This is a genomic window from Propionibacterium australiense, from assembly GCF_003666605.1.
GTDB classification, from domain to species: Bacteria; Actinomycetota; Actinomycetes; order Propionibacteriales; family Propionibacteriaceae; genus Propionibacterium; species Propionibacterium australiense.
Map to the genome: position 1 here is coordinate 23,491 of NZ_RCIV01000012.1, position 21,631 is coordinate 45,121.

The window sequence follows — 21,631 nt, forward strand, 5'->3', positions numbered from 1 at the left end:
TCATTGATCGGTCGGTCCAGGATTCGCGTGCGCGATCTGGGCTGCGAGATGGCCGGCGCCGTAGCCGTTGTCGATGTTGACCACCGCCACCCCTGGTGCGCAGGCGTTGAGCATGGCCAGCAGCGCGGCCATCCCCTCGAAGGCCGCCCCGTAGCCCACCGAGGTGGGCACGGCGATGACCGGGGCCGCGACGAGCCCTGCCACCACCGAGGGCAGGGCGCCGTCCATGCCGGCCACGACGACGACGACAGACGCCTGCTCCAGCAGGGTACGACGGGCGAGCACCCGGTGCAGACCCGCCACTCCCACGTCGACGACCAGCTCGGTGCGACAGCCCAGGTAGCGGGCCGTCAGCCAGGCCTCGCGGGCCACGGGGATGTCGGAGGTGCCGGCGCAGGCGACGACGACGAGTCCCCCGTGGGGTTCGGGTTCGGCGCCGGGCCAGGCGAGCAGCCGGGCCTGCTCGTCCCAGTGGGCGCCGGGCAGTGCCTCGGTGACGGCCGTGGCGCGTGAGACGTCCATGCGGGTGAACAGGGCCACTTGGCCGTCGGGGCGTTCACGCAGCGCCGAGGCGATGGCGACCAGCTGCTCAACGGACTTGCCGGGGCCGTAGACGGCCTCGGGGATGCCGCGACGGCGGGCACGTGCGGCGTCGAGGTCGGCGACCCCGTCCAGGGGTCCTGGGCCCTGCCCGGCGGTGGCGTGCTCAGTCATGGCGGTCCACACTCACCAGCGGCAGGGTGAACGCGCCCGACTGGATGCCCGCCAGGTCGAGCGTCACGAACCGGAAGCCGGCCGCCCGCACCCCGTCGACGACGCGGGTGCGCAGGCCGGCGTCGGCGAGGCGGCCCAGCTCGTCGGCGGGCACCTCGATGCGGGCGACGGCACCGTGGTGGCGCACCCGCACGTCGCTGAAGCCCTCGGCCAGGACGACGTCCTCGGCGGCGTCGATCTGCCGCAGCTTCTGCCCGGTCACCTGCTGCCCGTGGGGGATGCGGCTGGCCAGGCAGGGCGCGGCGGGCTTGTCGGCGACGGGGACTTCCCAGGCGCGGGCGAGGGCGCGCACCTGCGCCTTGGTGAGGCCGCAGTCGGCGAGCGGGCGCAGCACCGCGTGGTCCATCGCGGCCCGGGCCCCGGGGCGGTCGGGCCGCAGCCTGTCGTCGGCGTTCTCGCCGTAGGCCACGGCGGCCAGCCGGTACTCGGCGGCGATCTGCTCGTCGATGACGGTGAACAGTTCGTTCTTGCAGAAGAAGCAGCGGTCGGCGCCGTTGGCCGCGTAGCCGGCGATCTCGCCCTCGTGCGTCGTGATCTCGGCGAGGGGCACGCCGATGGCCTCGGCGGTGGCGTGGGCGGCGCGGCGTTCGCGCCGGGGCAGCGAGTCCGAGACGGCCAGCAGCGCCACGACCCGGTCGGGGCCGAGGGCCCGGACGGCTGCCGCGCACAGCAGCGCCGAGTCGACACCGCCCGAGTAGGCGACGCCGAGGCGCCCGGCCGGCAGCGCCGCGCGCAGGTGCTCGACCAGCCGCGCGGCCGTCTCGTCGACGCCGCTGGGAGCGGGGACTGGTGCAGCGCTCACATGCGCTCCGGGGCTGCCATGCCGAGCAGGTCGAGGCCGGCGGCCAGTACCTGGCGGGTGGCGGCGCACAGGCCGAGGCGGGAGGCACGGAGCTGCCCCTCGCTCCTGAGCACCGGGCACTTCTCGTAGAAGACCGAGTACGTGGTGGCCAGCTCGAACAGATAGGTGCACAGCTTGTGCGGGGTCAGCTCGGTGGCGACCTCGTCGACGGCCTCGCCGAATCGGGTCAGCCACAGGGCCAGCTGCTGCTCTGCGGGTTCGTCGATGACGGTGACCGGCCCGGCCTGGTGGCCCTCGGCCTCGGCCCTGCGCAGGATCTGGCAGACGCGGGCGTGCGCGTATTGCAGATAGGGGCCGGTGTCTCCGGTGGTGGCCGTCATGCGCTCGGGGTCGAAGACGTAGTCCTTCTGCAGCGCGTTCGACAGATCGGCGTACTTGATCGCGGCCAGCGCGATCTGGGGGGCGGCGTGCTCCTCGGCCTCGTCCAGCAGATCGTTGAGGTGCACCGCCGTGCCCTCGCGGGTGGAGAACTTCTTGCCGTCGGGGCCGAGCACCATGCCGTAGCCGACGTGGCGGGCCTCGACGTCCTCGGGCAGATAGCCGGCCTTGCGGGTCACCGCGAAGATCAGGTTGAAGTGGTAGGTCTGCTCCGAGCCGACGACGTAGATGAGGCGGTCGGCGCCCAGCTCGTCGACCCGGTAGCGGACGGCCGCCACGTCGGTGACGTCGTAGCCGTAGCCGCCCTGCGAGTTGCGCAGGATGGCGGGGGCGTCGAAGCCGTCGACGAAGACGACGAGGGCGCCCTGGTCGTGCACGGCGATGCCGCGGGACTCCAGGTCGGCGCAGACCTGCGGGAGCAGGTCGTTGTAGATCGACTCGCCCGCGTAGTCGGCGTCGGTGAGGCGCACGTTCATGCGCGCATAGGTCTGGTTGAAGCCGTCCTTCGACAGCCCGACGAGTTTGTCCCACATCCGCCGGGTGCTCTCGTCGCCGGCCTGCAGCGCGACGACCCGGTCACGGGATCGGGCGGCGAAGTCCTCGTCGGCCTTGAGGTGGGCGTTGGCGCGCTTGTACAGCTCCTCGGCGCCGGCCAGGTCGAGGGCGTCGAGGTCGAGGCCCTCGTCGAGGGACTGCTCGATGAGCATGCCGAACTGGCGGCCCCAGTCGCCGATGTGGTTCTGCGGGATGACGGTGTGACCCTTGGCCGTCAGGACGCGATTGAAGCAGTCGCCGATGATCGTCGAGCGCAGATGACCGACGTGCATCTGCTTGGCGGCGTTCGGCGCGGAGTAGTCGATGACGACGCGCTGGGGCGTCTCGGCCTGGACGATGCCCGCGTGCTCGTCGGCGAGCTGGTCGTTGACGGCGCCGGCCAGCACGTCGGAGCGCAGCCGGAAGTTGATGAAACCGGGGCCTGCCACGTCCGGTGTCTCGCACAGGTCACCGACGTCGAGCCTGGCGATGATCTCGGCCGCGAGCTCGCGCGGCGGGCGCCCCTCGTGCTTGGCCAGGCGCAGGGCGACGTTCGACTGGAAGTGCCCGAACTGGGGCTTCGTGGCGGGGCGCAGCTCGGGATCGGCACCGGCGACGGCCTCGATGCGGGCGGCCAGCCGGGATGGCAGGGACGGCATGACTCTCATTCTCTCACGCAGGCGGTAGCCGACCACCGACGTGCAACCGGCTTGCCGCGGCGGGCCGTCGAGGAGGGAACTCGCGCACGCCTGCCCGGCACCCGGGCGGGCGAGTGGATGGGGAGCGCACCGGAGTACTCGTCATTCGGTCACGACGGAGCCCCTGGCAGGGGGACCGTCCCTGCCAGGGGGCCAGCCTTCCGGGGCAGGTCACGGCCCAGCCGTTCAGATGGGACCGCCCCTGCCAGGGATAGCCTGCTCAGCGCCCGTGGCGGGCAAGGGCGTCGGTGACGGACGTCTCCTGCGATCCCATGATCGTCGCCTCGCGGCGCTGGATCAGGTCGGCGATGAGTTTGACGTTCGAGCCGAGCTCACGGACGATGCCCCAACGCCAGGTGCTCGTCGCGTGGGGCTGCTCGTTGCCGACGCCGACGGTGTCCAGGCCGAGCATCTGGCAGGTCGTGACGGCGCGGGCGATGTGGTAGCTCTGCCCGATCACTGTCACCGAGGTGACGCCGAAGATGTCGCGTGCCCGGTAGCAGGAGTCGTAGGTGTCGAGCCCGGCGTAGTCGGCGATCACGTCCTCACGCGGGATGCCCTTCTCCACGAGGTAGCCGGCCATCGCGTCCGGCTCGGAGTACGAGGTGGTGCGGTTGTCGCCGCTGACGAGGATGACGCTCACCAGTCCGGCGTTGTACAGCGTGACGGCCTCGTCCAGGCGGCCCGACAGATAGGTCGACGGCGTGCCGTCCGGGGTCAGCCCGGCCCCCAGGACGAGGGCGACGTCCCGGTAGGGGGCCTCGGTCGCCTCGTAGACGCGGGCGTGCGAGACGACGCGGACCCACGCGAAACCGCCTGCGACGATGATGACGGCCAGCACGATGATGGCGCCGATGAGTCGGCGCAGGAACTTGAACATCGCGGGGCTCCTCACGTGGTCGGGGTTGCTCGTACAGGGTTTCGCGCGGGGGCGCTCTTTCGAGGCTACCCGCGGATCATCCGCCGGGGCGCCACCGATCGTCGTACGCGCACCCTGCTCGCCCCTGAGGAGGGCAGCAACGAGCGGTCAGCGTGGCCGCAGCTCGGGGTGCAGGAACCACTCACGCAGCGTGCTGGTGCGTTCGGCGACCTGTTCGGTCGTGCACTGGGCCAGCCGGGGCCCGCCGCAGTGCCGGCGCAGGGCGGCGTGCACGTGCGAGTGCGGCACTCCGATGGTGCGGGCGTACTGGGACACGAGCGAGTTCAGTTCCTTGCGGGACGCCTCGAGGGCCTTGTGGAGGCTCTGCTGGGGCGGCACCTTCGCCTTCCGGTCGGCCTTCTCGTGGCGGCGCATCTGGCGGCGCTGCCGTTCCCGCAGCAGCGTGCTCACCTGGTCGGGTTCGAGCAGGCCCGGCAGGCCGAGATAGTCGGCCTCGTCCTGGCTGGTGGCGTCGGCGGGCAGCCCGTAGGCCTGCGAGTCGAAGAGCACGTGGTCGAAGTTCGCGTGCGCCTCGAGTGCCTCGAAGCTGCCGAGCAGGTCGTCGCTGGCACGCTCGGCACGGTTCGCGGCCGCGAGCAGGGCCTCCTCGGGCGACCACAGATCACCCTCGTCGTTGCGGGGCTTGCCGATGACGTGGTCGCGTTCGCGTTCCAGCAGGGCGGCGTGCGCCAGGAGGATCGGCACGGTCGGCAGGAAGACGGTCGCCAGCTCGCCCTTGCGGCGGGTGCGGACGAACCGTCCGACGGCCTGGGCGAAGAACAGTGGGGTCGAGGTGTTCGTCGCGTAGACGCCCACCGCGAGGCGGGGCACGTCGACCCCCTCGGAGACCATGCGCACGGCGACCATCCAGCGTTCGTCGGAGGCGGAGAACTCCGCGATGCGCCGCCCGGCGTTCGCGTCGTCCGAGACGACGAGGGCGGGCAGCTCGCCGGTGATCCGGTGGAGGATCTTCTGGTAGGAGCGGGCCAGTTCCTGGTCGGACGCGATGACCAGGCCGCCGGCGTCGGGCATGTGGGCGCGCACCTGGCTGAGGCGGGTGTCTGCGGCACGCAGCACCGATCCCATCCACTCGCCCTTGGGGTCGAGGGCGGTGCGCCAGGCCGACGCCGTGACGTCCTTCGTCGCCGGCGAGGCCAGGTCGGCCTCGACCTCGTCGCCCATTCTGGTGCGCCAGCGCATCTGTCCGCCGTAGGCCATGAAGATGACCGGGCGGACGACCTGGTCGCGCAGCGCCTCGGCGTAGCCGTAGGTGTAGTCGGCGTGCGAGTGCAGCGAGCCGTCGTCGAAGCGGTCGTAGCGGACGAACGGGATCGGGGAGTCGTCGCTGCGGAAGGGCGTGCCGGTCAGGGCCAGGCGCCTGGTGGCGGGCTCGAATGCCTCGGCGATCGCGTCGCCCCAGCTCAGCGAGTCACCGGCGTGGTGGATCTCGTCGAGGATGACGAGCGTCTTGAAGTTCTCGGTACGGGCCCGGTAGTGGAAGACGCGGGCGGCGACACCGGCGTAGGTGACGGCGACGCCGTCGTACTGGCGGCTGCGGCCCTTGCGACTGGCGCCGCCCAGTCCCGGGTCGAGCTGGATGCCGACCTTGGCGGCGGCCTGGGCCCACTGGGCCTTCAGGTGCTCGGTGGGGCACACGACGATGACGCGCTGCACGATGCGGGCACCGAGCAGTTCGGCGGCTACCCGCAGAGCGAACGTCGTCTTGCCAGCCCCGGGAGTTGCCACGGCGAGGAAATCGCGTGGCGACGACTCGTTGTAGCGGGCGAGGGCGTCGCGCTGCCAGGCACGCAGACGACCCGAGGTGCCCCACGGCGCTCGGCCCGGGAATGCCGGTGACAGGTGCTCGAAGGCCGAGGTACTCACGGCACCACTCACCTCGATCCGTCGATTTCTCCTGGTCAATGCCAGGTTCGGGCATCTCACGCATTCAGCTGCCGGCACCGGCCCGACTCTGCGGAGCAGCACGGCACAAGGCTCCACATGGTAGCGGTTCCTGGCTGCGCACCGGAAAACTCGTGGCTTCCCCAGGTATCCGCCTCGGGGCGAGTCCTGCCCCCCACGCCTCCCTGATGCGAACGCTGGGGGCTTGGCAAGGGGGCTCTTCATGAAGAAAAATTGCTTTGTTCGTCTCAGGACAGGGCATCTGCAGAGCCGGGACGATCGGGTGGGATGTGAGCCCTGAGACACCGCCTCGCAGCTCACCCACAAATCGACGCACGGAGCACAGCACCCCCTCGACGAGCACCGGACACATGTGCCGGTCATCGGGGAAGGTGCCGGCCCCGAGCCTCACGGGCAGCGGTGACGCATGAAAGGTGAGCATGAGCGAGAACGACGGCCACGACATCCCCTGGCCAGGCGCTCAGCCCAGCGGGACGAACGAACCCGCTCAGCATGGTCCTGCGCGCGACACCGGCCGACCGGCCGACTCCCGCGAGCCCCTGCCCGATGACGACGCGACACGTTCCCTCGCCAGGGACGAGACCATGGCATTCGCCCCCGACGACCAACAGACCATGGCATTCGGCACAGGCACGGGCCAAGCGGGGCCTCACAGCGGCCCAGCGGACCAGTCCGCAGGTCCCGGCGAGCCCGAGAAGACCCTCCTCGACGTCACCGGCCAGGGCGCCCAGGCACCGAACCAGTGGCCCCAGCCCGACCAGTCCTCCATGTGGACCGGCCAGGCAGCCGGCGCGACGCCTTCCGCGCAGCAGGGGCCTTCCCAGCCGGGGTGGGTCGCCGGGCCGAGCCACCCGCAAGGTCAAGGCGGGCCCTACCCTTACCAGAACCAGAACGGGTACCAGCCCTACCCCGGCCAGCAGCAGCCGTACCAGGGCCAGGGCGGGTACCCGTACCAGGAACAGCCCGGCTACCAGCAGTACCTGGGGCAGGGCGGCTACCAGCAGCCTCAGCCCGGCCAGCCACAGCCCGGCTACGGCCAGTCCTGGTCCGATCCGCGCGCCGAGAACATCGCCGCCCACACCAGCTGGGACGCCAACGGCCAGTTCATCCCGTACCAGCAGCCGAACCCGGAGGCCCAGGGCTTCTACAACCAGTTGGGCCAGTGGGTGCCCTACCAGCAGCCGCAGAAGCCCCGGTCGAGGTCGAAGAGGGCCGCCGGAATCGTGGCGGCCGTCGTGCTCGGCCTCAGCGCCTTGGCGCTGGGTGTCAACGAGATGAACAACGCGCTGAACCCGTCCCCGACCACCCCGACGTACCCGCCCTCGTCAGTGCCCTTCCCGACACCGAGCACGGACGTCCCGAGCGCGTCGACGAGTGAGCAGACCCCGGCCAGCGACGCCCAGTCGCGGGGCGTCGTCCTCATCGAGAGCCAGTTGTCCAACACCACCTCGGCCGGCACCGGTATGGTGCTCAGTTCTGACGGCCACGTGCTGACGAATTACCACGTCGTCCAGTCGAGCACTGCGATCTACGTGAAGGTGGCCAGCACCGGTGCCACCTTCGAGGCGACGATGATCGGGCACGACGCCACCAACGACGTCGCGCTGCTCAAGCTCAACGGCGCCAGCGGCTTGGAGACGGTGAAGATCGACAAGGACGCCGTCTCCGTCGGCGACGATGTCACCGCCGTCGGCAACTCGAACGGCCAGGGCTTCCTGTCTGGCGCGGACGGGAAGATCACCAACACCTCCACGACCGTCACCGTCAACTCCGAACTCGCCGACAGCGGCGAGGAGACCCTGGTCGACGTCTACGAGACCTCCTCGCAGGCCGTCCCCGGCGACTCGGGCGGCCCGCTGTACGACGACGAGGGCGAGGTCACCGGCATGACGACCGCGGGTGAGCAGGAGAACGGCAACGGCACGGCGGCCACGACGCTGCGCAGCTGGGCCATACCGATCGCGCATGCCATGGAGATCGTCGACCAGATCGAGGCCGGCGACGAGTCCGGCACCGTCTCGATCGGCCCGAAGGCCTACCTGGGTGTCAGCGTCGAGGAGGCAACCGGCGGCCTGATGATCATCTCCGTCGTCGACGACGGCCCGGCTGCGCAAGCGGGGCTTGAGGTGGGTGACAAGATCCTCTCGGTCAACGGCACCCCGGTCACCACGCAGAGCGCGTTGTCGTCGGCGCTGAAGGATCTGGAGCCCGGCGACAAGGCCACCGTCAAGGTCACCACGCTGGCAGGTGAGGAGAAGACTGTCGAGGTGACCCTCGGCGAGAGCCCCGTCAACTGATGAGTAGGTGTTTTCTGTCAAGTGGCAGGGTCAGGTGCCCGTGCTGGTTGCGCGGGGGCGCCTTTTCGTTGCCGGTGCCGGGGTTGGGTGCGGCGCGTGGTCAGTCTGATGTTCGCGGGATGGTTACCGCAGTTCCCGGTTTCGGTGGGGCGGTCGAGCGGGGTCTGAGTTCGAGCGTGACCTTGTCGGGTTGCTCACAGCCGAGTCGCTGGCATGCCCCTCACGCTGTCAAGCCCCGGGCAGCGATGCCAAATCCAACAGGATCTGGCCGTTTCCGCGCTTTTTCTGCCTGAAACGGCCAGATCCTGTTGGGAAAAGCATGCCCTCGGCGCCGGCCGCACCGGGATGCCCGGGGTGCTCCTGTAGGTCCATTTGCCAACCCGGGACTGTTGGTGGGGGCCTGAACGGGCGAGAATGGGTCCCATGACCGCACAGGACCGTTCACGCATCAATGCAGCCATCAACCTCCGCCTGTCGCTCTTGGGTCTGCCGCTGCCGGAGAATGCCGACGGAAGCGCCGAGACCGCCATGGTCGAGCCGCTCCTCGCCCGCCAGCGCGAGCTGAGCCGCCGACTCAACCAGCAACTGAGCGCCCCTGACAAGCGTGTCCAGGCCTTCCTCGACGATTACCTGTCCGACACCGGACTGCAGCCGCAGCTGCCCCGCACGACGCTCGTTCTCGACGAGCCGGGCCTGGCCCGCGGCCTGTCGCTGCCGGTGGACGGCGACGAGTTCCACTCCCCCGTCATCGAGTCCTACCGGCTCGTCAACGGGGTTCTGCACAACCCGAAGAACGATCGCCGCACCACGGCCGGTGTCTTCCACATCGCCACCGGCGGCCTGCCGATCCCCGAGGACAAGATCGAGGTCGACAAGACCGTGTTCGCCCGCATCCTCGAGGCGGCTCTGCAGGCCCCCGACGACGAGCTGATGCTGCCGTACACCGCGAACATGACGACGCCGGCCCGCTGCTGGGTCTCGCTGCTCATGCACCCGATCGTCGTCCCCGAGGTGCCCGGGCGCGCCCGCCGCCGCAGCTACGAGGTGCGTTTCATCGCGCCGGGCGGCCTGGTCGCCAATCTCGACTTCGTCGAGGCCATCTTCGGCAACGGCGGCGACCCCTACCTGCCCGAGAACGACGCCTCGCTCGACCCGGCCACGTGGACCGGCACGACCGGCTGCGTCATCCTGGCGCCCCACCTGGTGGGTTCCCTCACGAAGAAGGACCTGGGGCTGCCCTCCTGGGACGAGGCCACCGAGCGTCAGCGCCGGGACGGCCAGTGCTGGAAGAGCGCCGACGAGCTCTACAACGACGGCAAGTCCTTCAAGGTCTGCGCCCGCGACGAGCGCGGCGTCATCGTCACCGTGCTTGCCGACAACTACTTCGGCTACTGCAAGAAGGAGGTCAAGACCCAGATCTCCTACTCGGCGAATCTGCTGGGCTCGGCCGAGGAGGAGCATTCCGGTGGCGCGATCACCTATCCGGCGTGGAACCTGGGTGTCGAGTTCACCGACCGCACCCCCGACGGCTGGACGCTCGACGACGCCCTGGCCCGCAACCCCGACCGTTTCGCGGTGCAGCCGGAGGGCCACGCCATCGACCGGAAGTGGCCGAACATCGTCCTCGTGCCGGAGCACGCGCGCTTCTCGATGCGCGAGCAGAGGATCTCGTGGACCAGGGGCGGTGTCGAGCAGTCCATCAAGCTGCTCGCCGACAAGCAGTACCTGTCCCCCGACGGCTACCGGGTGCACGCCAAGCACCGTGAGATGGACGCCACCCAATGGCACCTGATCGGTGTGCTGCAGGACGCCACCCAGTGCCACAAGCCGGCGACCGTCTCCGGCGGCGGAAAGTCGGAGATCTCCAAGTCGATCGCCGACGCCTTCCAGTTCGGCAACGCACACGTCTCCGACTTCGAGGCCGACATGGACGCCGTCGACGAGTTGTTCCGGCTGGACTACTGCAACCGCTTCGCCGACGACTCCCTCAACGGCACCGACCACCGGCCCGTGCTGAGCAGGGAGCGCAGCCTCGGGTCGGTCATCAAGCTGCTGACGCCCTCGCGCGCCTACACCGAGGAGTACAACACCTTCCTGCGCGGCATCCGCCAGGACGTCAAGGAGCTGGCGTTCATCGTCAAACGCCACTACCGCCCCGAGTGGGGTGACGACTGGCGTTCGCACTTCACCGTCGACACCATGAACGGCCACCACGGCAACATGGTGCGGCTGGACGGCGAGAAGGTCATCGTCAACATGCTGCGCGTCGGTTTCGAGCCGGACGGCTCGTGGCGCATCTTCAGCCTGCGCCCCGACTTCAGCCCGGCGGTCAAGGTGCAGTCCGAGGACGACATCACCGCCAGCACCGTCACCCCGCCGTGGGGGGACCCCGAGGCGATGCCCCGCAAGTACGTCGAGAACTGCGAGATGCTGCTCTTCCAGCGTCCCGACGACGCCATCCACCGCGGCTACGACAAGCAGGCCGAGGCAGACCTGTCTGGTGGCGAGGACACCTTCATCTCGAACTTCGAGCCCCTCACCAGAGCGCAGGCCCGCGAGATGCTCACCGACGTGCAGGCGCTCAGCGAGTTCACCAAGCCCGTCCAGGACCTCATCGCGAAGGCAGCGGCTGGCGCCGACGACGAGTCCCCGGCCTTCTGGACCTGCTCCGACGAGCCGCGCCACCTGCCCGACGGCACGCGGTCGAGGAATCCCCGCTATCTGCAGCGGCGCCCAGTCGACGCCAACCCGGAGCTGACGGCGGTGGCCGACGTGGCCAGCAAGCTGTTCCTCAAGCTGCCGATGGACGAGCCGGCCCCGCTGCCGGTCGACCTGGTGGCGGCGGGCCGGCGCAACAACCCGCCCGAGGGCAGGATCCCGCCGCTGTGCGCCTACAACCCGCTGCACTACATGGAGCTCCCCGAGCTGTTCATGGAGTTCATCAGCTCGATGACCGGCAAGTCGCCGTCCACGACCGGAGCGGGCTCCGAGGGCGCCCTGACGAAGGGCCCGTTCAACGCGCTGGCCCCGATCATCGACCTCAACTCGGCGCTGCTCAGCTACGTGCTGACCGGCTACGACGGCTGGCTGAGCTCGGCCGGCTGCATCGGCCCGAACGTGCGCGTCGACCACGACATCTCGATGCTGGTGCCCGAACTGTTCAGCCACATGAAGCCGCACGAGCGCGACGCGAAGACCCTCATCGAGCAGGGCTTCCTCGACAAGCTCGAGGACTTCGAGTTCAACGGGCGCACCGTGCAGGCCTCGCGCCTGGGCTACCGCATGAACGACCGGCTCGCGACCACCTACTTCGGCCGCATCTTCCTGCACCCCGACGTGGTGTTCACCGATGAGATGCTGCGCCCGGAGCTGCAGGACGAGCAGGTCTACGCCGACTCGATCGATGTGATCGTCGCCACCCACCAGCGGGTCGCCCAGCTGTACATCGACGACGGCACGATCTCGCAGGCGATCCCCCCGCTCAAGGGGCTGCTCGAGATCATGGCCAACGGGCAGACCGCCGAGGGCTGGACGCTCAGCTCGCCCGAGTTCCGTGAGCTGTTCACCCGCGAGTCCGTGCTGGCCTCGGACTGGTACGCGGCCCGTCTGGACGCCATGCAGGCCGAGGAGCTGCGCCTGACGCACGAGGGCATCACGCGTCTGCGCGAGTACACCGAGCGCCCCGACGCTTTCTCCACGGCCGAGCGCGTCGGGCTGCCGCAGCGTCTGGCCGCCCTGGAGGAGGACGCCAAGCGGATCGCCTCTGACGAGTACCGCGCCTCGCTGGTCGGTACGCTCGGCCGCCAGGTGAGCTTCCGCTGATCGAGCATCGCATCACGAGGTGGGGTCGCAGGAACAGGAAAATCCTCGGCCCCGCCTCGCCGCTCAGCCACACGGGACGCAACATCCCCAGATTCCGAGGCCTCATGTCCGCCACCCCACCACATATTGTCCCCTTCGACCGACGCTACGACCGGTCTTCGTTCTGTTGCGGGCAGGCTGACATCGACATCTGGTTGAAGGAGCAGGCAGGACAGCACGAGCGGCGGAACAACACTCGAACCTTCCTGGCAATCGACGACGACTCGAGAGTCCAGGGGTACTACTCACTCAGGGCCTACTAACTCGATCTCGATGACGCGGCGGCGGTTCATGGCAAGAGATCTGCCCGGTACCCCATGCCAGCTGTTCTTCTCGCTCGTCTCGGCGTTGACGAACGGGCGCAGGGCAAGGGCCTTGGACGGCACCTGCTCAGCGACGCCATCCGGCGCATCGCTTCGGTGGGAAGCGACATAGGTATCGAAGTAGTCGTGTGCCACGCCTACGACGAACAGGCAGCGGCCTTCTACGCCCGGTATGGGTTCACCGCGTTCGTCACCAACCATCTGCACTTGTTCATGCCCATGAAGACCGTCATCGCCACTGTCAACGCCACTCAGTGACATGGTAACGTGCAGTGTACATACCATGGATGTACCGCAAGCGTCTTGGAGGGAGCCATGACGACGAAGACCGAGCGCATCAATCTTCGCTGCAGCAGCGTCGCCATCCAGACACTGCGTTCCGCCGCCGAGGCACAGAACCAGGACCTGACGTCATTCATCCTCGGGTCTGCGCTGGACCGGGCCCGTCAAGTCCTGGTTGACGAGCAGGCCCTCCGACTCAGCTACCAAGACGCCAACCAAGTGGAGAAGGCCCTTGCCCGCGCAGGGCATCCCAACGAGCAGCTGGCTCGTCTGCTCCGCAACACCGCTCCACATGGAGCAGAAAAGGTCGCCCAGTAACCGGGCGTATTCGGCGCCGGGTCCTGTCACCGTTCGGCGGCCCAGAACCCCTCAGCCGTCATGGGTGGCGGTCATGAGCGGGGCCAGGCCCTCGGCACGGGTGAGCGCCTGGTCGTCGCCGCACACGGTGAGCCAGTTGGCGAGCATCGGATAGCCCCCCTCGCTCAACACCGACTCGGGGTGGAACTGGACGGCCTCGACTGGCAGTGTGCAGTGCCGCATGGCCATGATGATGCCGTCGTCGGTCGTCGAGCTGACCTCGAGTTCGTCGGGCACCGTGGCCGGATCGACGGCGAGCGAGTGGTAGCGGGTGACGGTCATCGGGTTGGGCAGACCCGCGAAACAGCCCCTGCCGTCATGGCTGATCCGGCTCGTCTTGCCGTGCCGCAGCTGGGGGGCGCGGGTGACGCCGGCCCCGAAGGCGACGGCCATGGCCTGCAGGCCAAGGCAGACCCCGAAGACGGGCAGTTCACGGCCGATCGTCGCGATGACGTCGACACAGACACCGGCGTCCTCGGGGGTGCCGGGGCCGGGTGAGACGAGCACCCCGTCGAAACCCTCGTGCCAGCCGTCCCGGCCGAACCTCGGGTCGTCGTTGCGCCAGACCTCAACCTCTGCGCCGAGCTGGGCGAGGTACTGGACGAGGTTGTAGACGAACGAGTCGTAGTTGTCGATGACGAGGATCCGGGACATGACCGAAGTCTAGGCCGGATGGCCCCCAGGCCCCAGAACGGGCAGTACCGGGGTTGCCCGGCTGCCCGACCGCAGGGGACGACTTCCCACCGCCAGGGCAGGTGCTGCTTGAGAAGAGCTTCTCGCCCTGCCTCGCCGGCGCCTGGTCCTACCTGCCATGCCGTGATTGGTGCAGTGGGTCGGGGTTGGGTCCGATGCCAGCGGGCGGCTGCTGGAGGACATCGCGGTGGAGGACGAGCCCGATGGCCGGCTGGTCCTCCATGCCATGCCCGCGACGAAGAAGGTTCTCATCGAACTCGGACCGGGGAGGTGACCAGATGGGCGCGCATCACGACATGAACGAGATCCAGTCCGCTGACAAGGACATCGAGCAGCGGGCCGCTGAGGCCGAGTCCGAGCGGGGCTACACCGGCAAGCACCTGGGCCCCTCGGTTCCCGGACGCCCCATCAGTGTGGGTGAACGAGCGCGCCCGTTCACCCTTCGCCTTGATGCCGCGCGCCGGGCGAAGCTGGACGAGGTGGCGAAGAAGCGCCACATCACGGTCTCGCAGCTGATGCGCGATCTCATCGACTCGCTCTGAGGGACCTGCCCGCCAAGGATCCTTCAAGCACCACGGCCAAGGAATTGACCGGCCAGCACCTGAGGGGTACTTGTGCACAGGCGTGGGCTGGGGCTGGGCGCCGAGCTCATCCCAGCTCTAAGCTTCAGGTGAGTCGGCAGTTCGCGTTGGAGGCGTCATGGGTGGCAATGGGTTCCCCTCCATGCCGTCAAGCGAGTTCAAACGTCTTCTGTGCATGAAGCTCGGTTACCGGGAACTGGGAGACTCGGGTAAGGGGTCGCACTGTTGGCTGGTGTCAGACGCGCATCCGCGCATACGATGGGCTTTCCACCGCAGGGAGGTCAGCAGTATCGAGGTCCGCAAGCTCTTGGTGAACCAGATCGGTCTGACACTCGAGGAGGCAAGGAGGGTGGTGGAGTGACCATTCACGCGATCGTCTCGGCCTACGGACCTGCGTCGTTCGGCCTGTCCAGCCCGCAGCTGCCCGAGCTCTTCGCCGGAGGCACCTCCCCCGACGAGTACGACCAGGACGGCATCGTCGCTCTTCTCGGCGAAGCGGGCGCCCCTGACGAGTACCAGCTGTGCGTTCACCGTCAGGTCTACACCGCCCGTGAGGACCGCGAGTGGTTCATCCGGTTGTTCCGGGACCCCCGCCCCGACGGTGCAGCTGATCGTCTGGCCACCTTGCGTCTGCTCCGCGATCTGCTTGAGGCCACTCCCGAGCCCGTCGACAGTGCCCCTCACGCCGTGACAGGCGAGGTGCTGTTCATCATCGCCAGCCCCGAGGACACCCTCGGCTGGCTGGCCGAGCAGCTCCACGACCACGAGCCCGCAACGGTCGTCGCCCGGGCAGACGACAAGACCCTGTGGATGCTGGGCATCACCAGGAGCGGGCACGGCGCCGGCGGGGCGGAAGAACCATCGGGAACCACCGTGGGTCAGCTCATGGCCCGCTGCGAGGCGCATCCGAAGGCGCCGGCTCCTGATTTCCTGACCGAGACGGCCCCGGCCGAGGTCTCGCGCGTCGGTGAACTCGTCAGCGTTAGCCACTGAGCACACTGCTGCCGAGTGAAGTTCCGGCATCGGTCCTACTCGTCGGCCTGCACCCGCTGCTGGCTTCCCGCGTCCGGAGGCGGTGAACCATTCGGCCGGTGCGTGCTACAAGCAGTGTGTGGACTCCGACCCGGTTGAGTTGCTGCGCCGTGTGGGCGACGGGGATGAGTGCGCCCTGGCCGAGTTGTACGCGCGGTTCGCGGCGTCGGTCCACGGTTTCGTGTCGAGGCGGGTGCCGGACCGCGGTGTGGTCGAGGAGGTCTGCGCGGACGTCTGGCTGGGTTGCTGGCGGTCGGCGCGCTCGTTCCGCGGGGACAGCCGGGTGCTGACCTGGCTGCTGGGCATCGCGTCCCGTCAGGTGTACGTGCACACCCGCCGCAAACGCCGGCCGACGGTGCCTCTCGACTCCGTCGACGGCACCCCGGCCGACGCGCATCCGGGCCCGGCCGATGTGGCGGTCTCGCGGGCCGGGTCGGAGGCGCTGGTGAACGCCATGGAGCATCTGCCGGAGGATCTGTACGAGGTCATCGTCCTGGCATGGCTCCACGACCTGCCGTACGGCGAGATCAGCGATGTCGTCGGCATCCCGGTGGGGACGGTCAAGAGCCGGGTGTCGCGGGCCCGGCGCCTGCTGCGAGAGGAGATCGGAGGGCCTCATGAATGATCCGTACGGGAACGAGGCCGAACAGTTCCGGGCGGCACTCGCCCGGATCGAGGCGTCCAGGGCCGGTTCGATGCCGAGTTTCGAGACGATCCGGTCCGCTGTCACCGCGTCGGCGTCACCGATGGATGCGCCGCGGTGGACACTGGCGCGCAGCATCCGGGTGACGGCAGCCCTGGTGCTGGCCCAGGTCCGGGTCGCGTCGTGGCTCATCGTTCCGGCGGCGCTCGTGAGCGCGGCTCTCGCGGTGCTCACCGCCAGGCTCCTGGGCACCACCCAGGGCTCCTCGGCCGTGGCATCGGGTTTCGCCGCGCTCATCCTCGCCGGTGCGGTCGTCACGATGACGATGGCCGTTTCCACGCGGTCGGCGGACTCGGTGCCGATCGCCACCCCTGTGGGGCCGGCCACGGTCCTGTTCGCCCGGGCGACGATGGTGCTCGTCGTCGACTGTCTTGCGGGTGGGGCAGCCTCGTGGCTGGCCGCCAGCTCCGGTTCGGTGGCCGCGTTCGGCCCCCTCGTCCTGACCTGGCTTGCGCCGATGGTGCTGGTCACCGGGCTGACGACGCTCCTGTCGGTCTGGGCCGCCCCCTGGGTCGGCGCGCTCATCGGGCTCATGACGATCCCCGTGCTCATTCCCGCGCCCGAACCGATGATGCGGGTCGGGCTCGGCGCCGTGATCGGGGCGGTGAACGACGTCCTGCCCGCGTTCGCCGTGGCAGGCGTGGGCGTGGTCCTGTTCGTGGCCGCCATGCTGACGGCCGCAGGGCCGCCGTCGCCGTGGGCACTGCGTGAACCGGGCCGGCCTCGCCGGCTACTCACCAGGTGATGGCCCGTCCGGGTCAAGAACGCAGAGAAGGATCATGTCGACTGGGAGGATCCGCGCGCAGTTCAGGCGCGTCGGGGCGCCGGCCGCGGCCCTGCCCCTCACGTCCGGCATCGCCGTGGCGGCGATCGGTGTGGTGATGGCCGGGTCGTGGACGGCGACACAGACCGCGGTCGCCGTCACCTGGTTGTCCCAGATGTTCTCGATCGCGGTCGGCATCACCGCGGTCGTGGCGCTGACCGGTGACCCGGTCATCGAGTTGCACGAGTCCACCCCCACGTCATTCCGTGCGGCACAGCTCATCCGCGGCGCCATCGTCCTGACGGTCTCGGTACTCGCGGTGTTCGCGATGTTCGCGCCCCTGCACGCCCGTAGGGTGTGGCCGAGAGACGTCGGTTGGGTCGATGTTCTCGGCCCGGTCAGCTCCACGACCTTCATCGTGGCCGTCGCGCTGGCGGCCGCCGCCTTCTCCAGGTCCGCGTCGACGACGAGCATCGCCGTCATCGCGGGCTGGATGTTCGTGTCCCTGATGTGGGAGCCCTACGTCGGCGTGCTCGCCGTGCGGTGCGGCGGCCTGTTCGTCATGGCCGCCGGGTTCGCCGTCATGGCGGCCCTGCGGCTGGGGGACGCGGAGGAGAACATCTCGAAGGCGGTGACGACATGACGCTGTTCCACGTCGCCGCCACCCATGCGCGGATCACGCGCCGACGCGTCTGGCTGTGGTTCGCGATCGTGTCGTTGACCGCCCTTGGCGCCCTGCTGGCGTTCATCTCCCCGGGTGCCCCGCACACCGGCGGCACACCCGATCTTGCCTTCACCGGCCAGGTCATCGCGCTGTTCTGCGGGGCCGCCTACGCCGCGGCGTTCACCGACTTCTTCGCCTCCGCGTCTCGCCGCAGCATGGACGAGATCGAGGCCTCGACGCCCGCCGCCCCGCTGACGCGCCACGCCGCCCTCGTCCTGGGGACGCTCGGGATCGTCCTCGTTCCGAGCGCCGTCGTCCTGATGGGAACCGGGCTCGCGCAGACCGTCGCCGGCCACGGGACAGCCGTCCTGGCGGCGATCGCCGTTCTCGTGACGATCGTCCTGCCCAGTGCGCTGGTCGCCACCTGCCTGTCGGCGCTGCTCGGCGCCGTGCTCCCGCACGGTGCGGCGCGTGTCGTGGCGGTCCTGCTGTGGTTCGGGGCCGTGTTCTCCACGCCGCTGGTCCCGCTGCCCACCCTCAACGGCACCGTCCTCAATCTCGTCGGCGACACCGTCGCGGCCGGGTTCTTCGGGGCGTCGCCCCTCTACCCCCGCTACGACTCGACCGGCCCGCTCGGCCTGGACGCCACCACGCCACCGGCCGCGGTCCTGTCCCTGGTGTGGCAGGCCGTGCTCATCATGCTGCTCCTGGCCGCCGGCTCGTCCCTTGCCCGCGCCCGTGCCCGGAGCTGAAAGGAGAACCCGTGTTCATCTCCATCGACCACGTCACCAAGGACTTCCGCCGGAAACCGGGAGCCCTCAGCGAGGTGACCATCGACCTGCCCACCGGGATGATCGGGCTGCTGGGCTCCAACGGCGCCGGCAAGACCACCCTCATGCGCATCGTCTGCGGGATCATCCGGCCCACACGCGGCCGGGTCCTCGTCGACGGCCACGACCTGTCCGACCGGGGAGCGCGGCGCACGCTCAAGAAGACCCTCGGCTATCTTCCCCAGGACGTCGAACCGTACCCGAACCTCACCCCGGTCGAGTTCCTCGACTACATCGGCGTGCTCAAGGGGCTCGCCGCCCGCGCCGAGAGACGCCGGCAGGCCCACGAGCTCATCGAGCTGGTCGGTCTCGCCGACGCCTCCCGGCGCCGCATCGGCGGTTTCTCCGGCGGCATGCGCCGACGTCTGGGCATAGCCCAGGCGCTCGTGGGCGACCCCGGGCTGCTCATCGTGGACGAGCCCACCGCCGGGCTCGACCCGGAGGAGCGCATCCGCTTCCGCACCCTGCTCGCCAGGCTCGGTGACGAGCGGACCGTGATCCTGTCCACCCACATCCTCGACGACGTCGCCCAGACCTGCCCCTACGTGTTCGTCCTGCGCAATGGCCGTACGACCTTCGCCGGGCCCACCACGGGCCTGGTCGACGAGGCGCGCGGCCGCACCTGGCTCACCGCGCCGCAGGCGGCACCGCCCAATGACGCCATCGTCGTCAACGCGACGAGCACCACACGGGGAACCCGCTACCGCATCGTCACCCGTACCCCACCCGAGGACGCCGAACCCGTCGACCCGTCCCTCGAGGACGGGTACATGGCCCTGGCCGCGAAGGAGACACCATGACCAAGACCATCAACACGATTCTCACCGGCGCGGTCGCCGTCCTGCTTGTCACCGCGGCGAGCGGCTGTGGCGCCTTCCACGCCGAGGACTACCCGACGGACGGCCCGTCCCGGACGGCGACCAGCAACCCGCAGGAGGTCACCGCCGAACAGTTCGGCCACTCGTGGCCCTTCGCCGTGGAGCACGGCACCGTCGGCTGCGAGGTGAACGACGACGGCGACCCGGTGCTCACCTTCACCGCCCCGGACGGGACCAGGTACGCGCTCAACTCGGTCCAGGGCAACCGCGAGCTGCCCGATGCCTCCGAGATCGCCAGCGGATCGATCGGCCCGATCCGGTCCTTCGCCTTCAGCGTCTGTGACGTTTGAGGCCCGAGGAACGCCAGACAATCCCATCGGCCGTCAAACAGGGTGCGGGTCAGCCGCTGGTGAAGAACCGGCCAGGAGGCTGCCTTGGCGTACCGGTCCACGCATCGCCTCACACAACTGCCTTAGGCATCGGCTCTCGTCAGGAGGTGACCCTGGTGGACGCAGGTCCTGCGCCTCATGGCGGCTACCGGTCACCGCGCTTGACTGGCGGCGGTTCGGCGTGGGATTGGGGTTCGTCCACTAGGCTTGGCGTGTTGCGCCGTCGTCCCGGTGCAGCAAGCCGTCGTCCACGAGGAGCAGCGCACCGTGCCGGAATCCAAGGCTCGCAAGAAGGCCGTCGACAAGAAGAAGTCGAAGAACAAGGCCAAGGCGAAGGAGGCCTCGAACAAGAGGCTCCAGGCCGTCCGCATCGCCGACCGCGCCTGGGTGCCCTACGTGTTCGTGCCGGTCGGGCTCATCGGCGTGGCGTGGCTGGTGCTCTTCTACATCGCCGGCTACACGATCCCCTTCATGGCGGTGCTCGGCAACTGGAACTTCGCCATCGGGCTGGGGCTCATCGCCGCCAGCTTCTTCATCGCGACCTTCTGGAAGTAGCACCACCGGCCGCTTCGCCCTCCGGCAGCTCCCGCACGCCCGTGGGGCGTCCAGCCCGCGGGACCGGCGGACGCCCGCCCGCACCATCCTCGTGGGTTCGTGGGCTACTCCCCGACCGGCCCCTCGACGCCCTCGGGAACGGCAGGTCCCGCCCGTGCGCGGGGCGCTCAGTACATCATCGCCAGTGCCGGGTTGGTGATGAGCGCGGCCAGGTCGGACAGGAAACGTGCCGCCTCGACGCCGTCGATGAGCCGGTGGTCGAAGGACAGCGACATCATCGCGGTCCAGCGCGGCTCGATGAACTCCTCGCCATCGCGTTCGCTCACCCAGGGGCGGCGCCGGATGGAACCGATCGCCAGGATCGCGCTCTCGTTCCCGCTGATGATCGGGGTCCCGGCGTCCAGGCCGAGGCCGCCCAGGTTGGTGATGGAGAAGGTGCCGCCGCTGTAGTCGGCCGGCTGCAACTGCCCCGCCTTGGCGAGCTTCACCAGGCGTCCCAGCTCGGCGGCCATGTCCTTCAGGTCGCGGTCCTGGGCGTCACGGATCACCGGCACGAGCAGGCCGTGCGGGGTGTCGGCGGCGAACCCGATGTTGACCGACTCGTGCAGGGTGATCCGGTCCTGCTCGCTCGGCCAGCTGGCGTTGATCATCGGGTTGGTGCGCATCGCCAGGCAGACGGCCTTGCACCAGATGAGCAGCGGGGTCACGTGCAGCCCGGCGAAGTCGCGCCGGGCGCGCAGCGCGGTGACCAGATCGACGACGGATCCGGCGTCGCACTCGACGAAGGCCGTCGTGTGCACCTTGCTGTCCTTCGATGCGGTGACGTTGCGGGCAGTGGCACGGCGCACCGCGTCGGCGTCGTGCTGGTCGTCGTGCCTGGGGCGGGCTCCGGTGCGGCGGCTCACCTCGTGCACGCGGCGGCGCCGGGCCCGCGGCGGGACGGAGCCCGGGGTGGCGCCGTAGCCGACGAGGACCGGCCGCCCGGCCTCCGGGGCGGCCCCGGCCGATGCCGTTGACTCGGGGCGGGAGAACCCGGCGGCCTCCTCGTCCTGGCGGGGCGCTGGCGGCTGCGCCTCGGGCGCCGAAGCCCTGGCCGCCACGGCGGCACCCTGGTCTGCTCCGGCCGGTTCGTCGCCCGGCGCCTCGCCGGCTGGCTCGGGGCCGTCGTCGATGACGACGACGGGCGCCCCCACCTCGACGGTCTCGCCCTCGGCGGCTAGGATCTGGGTGACGGTCCCGGCGAACGGCGAGGGCAGTTCGACGACCGACTTGGCCGTCTCGACCGACAGCAGGTCGTCGTTGACCCTCACCCGGTCTCCGACCGCGACGTGCCATTCGACGATGACGGCCTCGGTGAGACCCTCCCCCGCGTCGGGCATGAGATATGTGGGCACG

21 protein-coding genes are annotated in these 21,631 nt (G+C 69.5%); 13 read left to right on the forward strand and 8 right to left on the reverse strand.

Annotated features, from left to right (window positions below; genetic code table 11):
• The 5 genes from larB to D9T14_RS09325 all read right to left on the reverse strand — a co-directional run bounded on the left by larB (position 1) and on the right by D9T14_RS09325 (position 6,049).
• Complete coding sequence (gene larB, locus D9T14_RS09305; RefSeq protein WP_119162054.1) at positions 1-714, reverse strand: nickel pincer cofactor biosynthesis protein LarB; 714 nt, start codon at positions 712-714, stop codon at positions 1-3.
• Entirely contained in the window at positions 707-1,576 is an 870-nt protein-coding gene (gene larE, locus D9T14_RS09310) for an ATP-dependent sacrificial sulfur transferase LarE (RefSeq protein ID WP_119162053.1), read from the reverse strand. The genes larB and larE overlap by 8 nt, the downstream gene beginning before the upstream one ends.
• A complete protein-coding gene (argS, locus tag D9T14_RS09315; protein WP_119162052.1) occupies positions 1,573-3,207 on the reverse strand; it encodes an arginine--tRNA ligase in 1,635 nt (544 codons plus the stop codon). The genes larE and argS overlap by 4 nt, the downstream gene beginning before the upstream one ends.
• 259 nt (positions 3,208-3,466) lie before the next feature.
• A complete protein-coding gene (locus tag D9T14_RS09320; protein WP_119162051.1) occupies positions 3,467-4,126 on the reverse strand; it encodes a SanA/YdcF family protein in 660 nt (219 codons plus the stop codon).
• Positions 4,127-4,273: 147 nt separating this feature from the next.
• Positions 4,274-6,049, reverse strand: coding sequence for a DEAD/DEAH box helicase (locus tag D9T14_RS09325; protein ID WP_119162050.1), 1,776 nt, complete (start codon positions 6,047-6,049; stop codon positions 4,274-4,276).
• A 458-nt stretch (positions 6,050-6,507) separates the two neighbouring features.
• Here D9T14_RS09325 and D9T14_RS13345 point away from each other — a divergent pair, with 458 nt between their 5' ends.
• Both D9T14_RS13345 and D9T14_RS09340 read left to right on the forward strand, forming a co-directional pair.
• Complete coding sequence (locus tag D9T14_RS13345; RefSeq protein WP_126464303.1) at positions 6,508-8,385, forward strand: S1C family serine protease; 1,878 nt, start codon at positions 6,508-6,510, stop codon at positions 8,383-8,385.
• 423 nt (positions 8,386-8,808) lie between these two features.
• Entirely contained in the window at positions 8,809-12,207 is a 3,399-nt protein-coding gene (locus D9T14_RS09340; RefSeq protein ID WP_119162047.1) for a PPi-type phosphoenolpyruvate carboxykinase family protein, read from the forward strand.
• A gap of 284 nt (positions 12,208-12,491) precedes the next feature.
• Here the strand turns inward: D9T14_RS09340 and D9T14_RS14565 are convergent, their stop codons facing one another.
• Entirely contained in the window at positions 12,492-12,830 is a 339-nt protein-coding gene (locus tag D9T14_RS14565; protein ID WP_232012381.1) for a hypothetical protein, read from the reverse strand.
• Positions 12,831-12,884: 54 nt separating this feature from the next.
• Here D9T14_RS14565 and D9T14_RS09355 point away from each other — a divergent pair, with 54 nt between their 5' ends.
• On the forward strand, positions 12,885-13,169 hold the full coding sequence (locus D9T14_RS09355) for a type II toxin-antitoxin system TacA family antitoxin (protein ID WP_119162044.1): 285 nt from the start codon (positions 12,885-12,887) through the stop codon (positions 13,167-13,169).
• 51 nt (positions 13,170-13,220) lie between these two features.
• Here D9T14_RS09355 and D9T14_RS09360 read toward each other — a convergent pair whose 3' ends face one another.
• Positions 13,221-13,862, reverse strand: coding sequence for an aminodeoxychorismate/anthranilate synthase component II (locus D9T14_RS09360; protein ID WP_119162043.1), 642 nt, complete (start codon positions 13,860-13,862; stop codon positions 13,221-13,223).
• 166 nt (positions 13,863-14,028) lie between these two features.
• On the opposite strand from D9T14_RS09360, the gene D9T14_RS13675 reads away from it, so the two are divergent.
• From D9T14_RS13675 to D9T14_RS09410, 10 genes are all read left to right on the forward strand, one after another.
• Entirely contained in the window at positions 14,029-14,175 is a 147-nt protein-coding gene (locus tag D9T14_RS13675) for a hypothetical protein (RefSeq protein WP_170175606.1), read from the forward strand.
• 4 nt (positions 14,176-14,179) lie between these two features.
• Complete coding sequence (locus D9T14_RS09365) at positions 14,180-14,443, forward strand: CopG family transcriptional regulator (RefSeq protein ID WP_119162042.1); 264 nt, start codon at positions 14,180-14,182, stop codon at positions 14,441-14,443.
• Between the two features lie 396 nt (positions 14,444-14,839).
• Entirely contained in the window at positions 14,840-15,475 is a 636-nt protein-coding gene (locus D9T14_RS09375) for a hypothetical protein (protein ID WP_119162040.1), read from the forward strand.
• A gap of 118 nt (positions 15,476-15,593) precedes the next feature.
• Positions 15,594-16,139 (forward strand): RNA polymerase sigma factor, encoded by a 546-nt coding sequence (locus D9T14_RS09380; RefSeq protein WP_119162078.1) that lies wholly within the window; start codon positions 15,594-15,596, stop codon positions 16,137-16,139.
• Entirely contained in the window at positions 16,132-16,962 is an 831-nt protein-coding gene (locus D9T14_RS09385; protein ID WP_119162039.1) for a phosphatidylglycerol lysyltransferase domain-containing protein, read from the forward strand. Before D9T14_RS09380 ends, D9T14_RS09385 begins: the two co-directional genes overlap by 8 nt.
• 34 nt (positions 16,963-16,996) lie before the next feature.
• Positions 16,997-17,623 carry a hypothetical protein gene (locus D9T14_RS09390; RefSeq protein ID WP_119162038.1) on the forward strand — a complete coding sequence of 209 codons (627 nt, stop codon included), beginning with the start codon at positions 16,997-16,999 and terminating at the stop codon, positions 17,621-17,623.
• On the forward strand, positions 17,620-18,396 hold the full coding sequence (locus tag D9T14_RS09395; protein ID WP_119162037.1) for a murein hydrolase transporter LrgB: 777 nt from the start codon (positions 17,620-17,622) through the stop codon (positions 18,394-18,396). Before D9T14_RS09390 ends, D9T14_RS09395 begins: the two co-directional genes overlap by 4 nt.
• Before the next feature lie 11 nt (positions 18,397-18,407).
• Complete coding sequence (locus tag D9T14_RS09400) at positions 18,408-19,274, forward strand: ATP-binding cassette domain-containing protein (RefSeq protein ID WP_119162036.1); 867 nt, start codon at positions 18,408-18,410, stop codon at positions 19,272-19,274.
• The gene (locus D9T14_RS09405; RefSeq protein ID WP_197720606.1) at positions 19,271-19,642 is read left to right on the forward strand and encodes a hypothetical protein; all 372 of its coding nucleotides are present in this window, start codon (positions 19,271-19,273) and stop codon (positions 19,640-19,642) included. The genes D9T14_RS09400 and D9T14_RS09405 overlap by 4 nt, the downstream gene beginning before the upstream one ends.
• 270 nt (positions 19,643-19,912) lie before the next feature.
• Entirely contained in the window at positions 19,913-20,236 is a 324-nt protein-coding gene (locus D9T14_RS09410) for a cell division protein CrgA (RefSeq protein WP_232012383.1), read from the forward strand.
• Positions 20,237-20,403: 167 nt separating this feature from the next.
• Here the strand turns inward: D9T14_RS09410 and D9T14_RS09415 are convergent, their stop codons facing one another.
• Positions 20,404-21,630 (reverse strand): dihydrolipoamide acetyltransferase family protein, encoded by a 1,227-nt coding sequence (locus D9T14_RS09415; protein ID WP_232012385.1) that lies wholly within the window; start codon positions 21,628-21,630, stop codon positions 20,404-20,406.
• Between the last annotated feature and the right edge of the window lies 1 nt (position 21,631).

Excerpts from the sequence above, each read along its gene's own strand:
- larB (WP_119162054.1), bottom strand. The coding sequence starts at position 714 with ATGACTGAGCACGCCACCGCCGGGCAGGGCCCAGGACCCCTGGACGGG.
- argS (WP_119162052.1), bottom strand. The coding sequence starts at position 3,207 with ATGCCGTCCCTGCCATCCCGGCTGGCCGCCCGCATCGAGGCCGTCGCC.
- D9T14_RS09320 (WP_119162051.1), bottom strand. The coding sequence starts at position 4,126 with ATGTTCAAGTTCCTGCGCCGACTCATCGGCGCCATCATCGTGCTGGCC.
- D9T14_RS13345 (WP_126464303.1), top strand. The coding sequence starts at position 6,508 with ATGAGCGAGAACGACGGCCACGACATCCCCTGGCCAGGCGCTCAGCCC.
- D9T14_RS09340 (WP_119162047.1), top strand. The coding sequence starts at position 8,809 with ATGACCGCACAGGACCGTTCACGCATCAATGCAGCCATCAACCTCCGC.
- D9T14_RS14565 (WP_232012381.1), bottom strand. The coding sequence starts at position 12,830 with ATGTCACTGAGTGGCGTTGACAGTGGCGATGACGGTCTTCATGGGCAT.
- D9T14_RS09355 (WP_119162044.1), top strand. The coding sequence starts at position 12,885 with ATGACGACGAAGACCGAGCGCATCAATCTTCGCTGCAGCAGCGTCGCC.
- D9T14_RS09360 (WP_119162043.1), bottom strand. The coding sequence starts at position 13,862 with ATGTCCCGGATCCTCGTCATCGACAACTACGACTCGTTCGTCTACAAC.
- D9T14_RS09365 (WP_119162042.1), top strand. The coding sequence starts at position 14,180 with ATGGGCGCGCATCACGACATGAACGAGATCCAGTCCGCTGACAAGGAC.
- D9T14_RS09385 (WP_119162039.1), top strand. The coding sequence starts at position 16,132 with ATGAATGATCCGTACGGGAACGAGGCCGAACAGTTCCGGGCGGCACTC.
- D9T14_RS09390 (WP_119162038.1), top strand. The coding sequence starts at position 16,997 with ATGTCGACTGGGAGGATCCGCGCGCAGTTCAGGCGCGTCGGGGCGCCG.
- D9T14_RS09395 (WP_119162037.1), top strand. The coding sequence starts at position 17,620 with ATGACGCTGTTCCACGTCGCCGCCACCCATGCGCGGATCACGCGCCGA.
- D9T14_RS09405 (WP_197720606.1), top strand. The coding sequence starts at position 19,271 with ATGACCAAGACCATCAACACGATTCTCACCGGCGCGGTCGCCGTCCTG.